Origin of the sequence: Mammaliicoccus fleurettii, assembly GCF_003970575.1 — a bacterium.
In the GTDB taxonomy this organism is placed as follows: Bacteria; Bacillota; Bacilli; order Staphylococcales; family Staphylococcaceae; genus Mammaliicoccus; species Mammaliicoccus fleurettii.
This window is the reverse complement of record NZ_RXWZ01000124.1, coordinates 1-3,612: the sequence shown is the minus strand read 5'-3', so window position 1 is coordinate 3,612 and position 3,612 is coordinate 1. Positions and strand designations below refer to the sequence as shown.

At 27.6% G+C, this 3,612-nt stretch carries 7 protein-coding genes; 1 reads left to right on the top strand and 6 read right to left on the bottom strand.

Features of this window, described 5'->3' with window-relative positions:
• The 6 genes from CD129_RS09485 to comGA form a co-directional block, all read right to left on the bottom strand.
• The coding region (locus tag CD129_RS09485; protein ID WP_126577748.1) for a prepilin-type N-terminal cleavage/methylation domain-containing protein at positions 1-165 on the bottom strand (165 nt) is incomplete at its 3' end.
• Entirely contained in the window at positions 140-418 is a 279-nt protein-coding gene (gene comGE / locus CD129_RS09480; protein ID WP_237687667.1) for a competence type IV pilus minor pilin ComGE, read from the bottom strand. The genes comGE and CD129_RS09485, both read right to left, overlap by 26 nt.
• Positions 408-833: a competence type IV pilus minor pilin ComGD gene (comGD, locus tag CD129_RS09475; RefSeq protein ID WP_078356559.1), complete on the bottom strand. Its 426-nt coding sequence runs from the start codon at positions 831-833 to the stop codon at positions 408-410. The genes comGE and comGD overlap by 11 nt, the downstream gene beginning before the upstream one ends.
• Positions 833-1,150, bottom strand: coding sequence for a competence type IV pilus major pilin ComGC (gene comGC / locus CD129_RS09470; protein WP_107509991.1), 318 nt, complete (start codon positions 1,148-1,150; stop codon positions 833-835). Before comGC ends, comGD begins: the two co-directional genes overlap by 1 nt.
• A gap of 13 nt (positions 1,151-1,163) precedes the next feature.
• A complete protein-coding gene (comGB, locus tag CD129_RS09465) occupies positions 1,164-2,201 on the bottom strand; it encodes a competence type IV pilus assembly protein ComGB (RefSeq protein WP_115337397.1) in 1,038 nt (345 codons plus the stop codon).
• Positions 2,194-3,096: a competence type IV pilus ATPase ComGA gene (gene comGA, locus CD129_RS09460; RefSeq protein ID WP_107509993.1), complete on the bottom strand. Its 903-nt coding sequence runs from the start codon at positions 3,094-3,096 to the stop codon at positions 2,194-2,196. Before comGA ends, comGB begins: the two co-directional genes overlap by 8 nt.
• Before the next feature lie 152 nt (positions 3,097-3,248).
• Between comGA and CD129_RS09455 the strand changes: the two genes are divergently transcribed.
• Positions 3,249-3,494, top strand: a complete 246-nt coding sequence (locus tag CD129_RS09455; RefSeq protein ID WP_078356555.1) for a DUF2626 family protein — start codon at positions 3,249-3,251, stop codon at positions 3,492-3,494.
• Positions 3,495-3,612: the final 118 nt, after the last annotated feature.

The window sequence follows — 3,612 nt, the reverse complement described above, 5'->3', positions numbered from 1 at the left end:
CATGATTAATTCGTAATTAGTATGGTCGATAGCATTATCTTTTAAAGTATAAATACTTTTAATTAATATAGGTATAAGCGCGAGTATAATTAATAAAAATGATAAAGACAGCAACATCTCGATCATAGTAAACCCTTTATTATTTTTTAACACAAACTTTTTCATTTTTCATTTCATCTTCCAAGCAAATTTGATTTTTTAAATTTAAATATTTATATCGATTTACATCATATTTAAAATCATCGCTGGGAGATTGAATCGTTTGATATAACAACTGATATAGTTTTATTTTATTATGTTCTTTTTCAATATTTTTATTTAAAGAAGTCACTAATGGTAATAAAGTTCCACTCAATAACATGATAATAAATATCGAAAGCATAAAATCTATAAAAACATACCCGTTATTATTCTTCAACAATTCTATATCTCCCTTTCTCAATCCGAAATATAATTTTATATTTTTTGTTGTTAAAAATGATTTTCAAAGTACCAAACTGATTGATATTTCCTTCACCATCATATACTAACGTAGTAAACTTATTATCTTTTGAAATATTTCCTTTATATAAAGTAAGTGTCTGAATTTGATTTCTTTCTATTTGATAATAAATTTTCTCTGAATTAGGTTTAAACCAAACTAAAATCGGCTTTTTTGTAGCAATAGATTTTGTTTCTAAATACTCTAACTTTGTTTCTAAATCATATATTCCATTTGTTAAATCAACTTTATCGATTGCATTAATTGATAAGAACATTGTTAACATCATAATCATGCTTAAAATTGAAATTACAAATATCATTTCAATTAAAGTAAATCCTTTATTGCACATTAATTAGCAACTACTTCGCCATTTTGCAAAGTTATTCTTTCGCCTGATTTACAAGTAAGCTGTTTATCATTGATATAACCATCACTTACTAAATCATTTACAGAATTCGGTTTAGCATCATGCTTTAACGTATAAGCTTCAACTTGTCCAGCTACCATCTTTACTTGAGCTTGACAACCAGTACTTTTAACTGTTTCCGATTGCTTACTAATGTTAGGAATGATGATAATCAACAAGATACTTATGATTAAAAGTACTATCAACATTTCCACTAATGTGAAGCCTTCTTTTTTACAAAATAATTTAAAACTTTTCATCTACTACACCCTTTCATTTTATTCCTTCTACCATCTGTAACATTGGTAAAATTATAATTAAATAAAGCGTTATAATTAGTAATGCTAAAATGCCAAATACAATTGGCTGAATCCATTTCAAATGTTTTATAAAAGTTTTTTCTAGTTTGTCTAACATAAATACACTGAAATAATGCAATTCCATATCTAACTTTGATTTGTTTTCTCCGTGTTTAATATAATGAATTAAATGCTCCTCGAAACATCCTAATTTTTTTATCGCATCCGGGAACGATTCACCTTTTTCCATAGATTTATTAATTGATAAGCCAATGTACTTTAAAAAGCTATCTTTTGTTTGCATCATGTATATTTCAATTATTTTATTAAGCGTTATTCCGTTTTGTATAAAAAATGAAAAGTCCCTAGATATTCTATATGAGTGATACATAGATATATATTTGTTTATTAAAGGTATTTTATTGGAGAATGAAATTCTTTTAGACACGTCTTTACTACTATAATTTAAGTAAATGATGAGGAGAATAAGTACTAAACTTAAAAACAATGTAAAAATAGTTGTGGGTAAATAAGAAAAAATTGTCGTTATTACTTTTAATGAAGTTGAAATTTCAACATTCATAGATTCGTATATTTCACTAAATTGAGGAATGATTGTCTGGTTTACTGCAGCTAATAACATGAAAAAAATGCAGAATAATAAAGTAGGATATTGAATTGTTTTTATAAATCTTTCTTTTACTTGCTCAATTTTTCTTAAATATAAAATGGAATGATCAACTGTTTCAATCAAGTTTCCATATTGTTCACCAAAATATATTTGAGTTAAGATTACTTGAGGATAATTTAAAAATTTTAGAACTTCGTGTAATTGTCCAGTATCTTTGACTAGTCCAATTACTTTTATCTTTAATTCTTTTTTAGACAATTGAGGAAATTGATCATTCAACAATTGAATTGCTTCTAACAAGGTAAAACCTTGTTTCAACATGTCTGAAAGTCTTATTAGATATAATACTTTTTCTTTTTTTAAGACATTGCCTTTATTCATTAAAATCACACACCATATACTTAACAATGTCATCATTGAATAAATAAGTCATAACTCTACTGCGACTGGAGTCATTTTGTTTAACTAAGCGCTGATTTGCGATACATGATATACCTTGTTTAATTTGTTCAGTAGTAATACCTAATTCGATTAACCTGTGTATTGCGCCAATATTATTTTTAGCATGCATTGTTGAAAGTACTAAATGACCACTTAAACTTGCTTGAATAACTTGTTTAGCAGTTTCTTTATCTCTAATTTCACCAATCATAATGACATCAGGATCACACCTTAAAATGGCTTTGAATGACTGATTATAAGAGATATTTGCTTTTTCATTAACAGAAACTTGTACAATACCATCTAAAGTTTGTTCAACTGGATCTTCAATAGTGATAATATGTTTGTTTTTTACTTTTTTTAAATCATGCATTAATTCATACATCAATGTGGACTTTCCCGATCCAGTGGGACCAGTAAACAGAAATAATCCTTCAGCATTATATATTTCATTTCTAATTTTTTTAAAATCTAAATCATCCTTACTAAATCCTCTCTCACTAAAATATTGTGGCGTTATTCTAATAGCGCACGATTCAATACCTAAGCTAATTGGTATCGTGGATATTCTCAAATAATAACTTATCTCATGCTCATATAAATATTGTCCGCTTTGTGCTTTATTCCTTTCACTTACATCTAAATGAGAGATGAATTTCATATAAATTAATAATCTACTATACAACTTCGAATCCATCGATAAATCATAGTGATTATTATCGCCATTGATTCTCATTTGGATAATAACCTTATCAGCAATTACTGGGATAAAGTGTATATCACTAGCTTCTAATTTCACTGCGTCATTAATAATTGATTTGAATAATTTCTCCATAATCTCCTCCTCATATATATAAACGCTTTCAATTTCGCTGATTACTTCTATGATAGTTTTTAATTTGCTAAAAATGCTATTTACTTTTGTATAGAGTAACTTTATAATTAAATGTGAATAAGAAAGTAAACACAGAGGGGGTTCTTAAGAAGATGGATAAAGTTTATAAAACTCTAGGCTTCTGGACTGCTATATTTGCTACAATGTTTTATGTCGGAGGAATGGACATGATGGCGTATTTCTTTGTAGCTCAGACAGGATTTTTCGTATTATTGGGATACTTAAAATTAACAGAAAGAATGTATATGTATATATTCGCTATTTATTTAGTATTATGTTTTGTTGGATTTACATATTATTCAACATTCTTATTAGAGCCAGGCTTCGGTCATCATTAAAAAAAGCATTACACATTATGTGTAATGCTTCAGAGTGTCGACAAAGTCTTAGACTTTGCCGGCATTTTTTTATGCGCATGCTTTCCGCGGGCATGTTCTCAGCCTGTAGTCTTCGAAT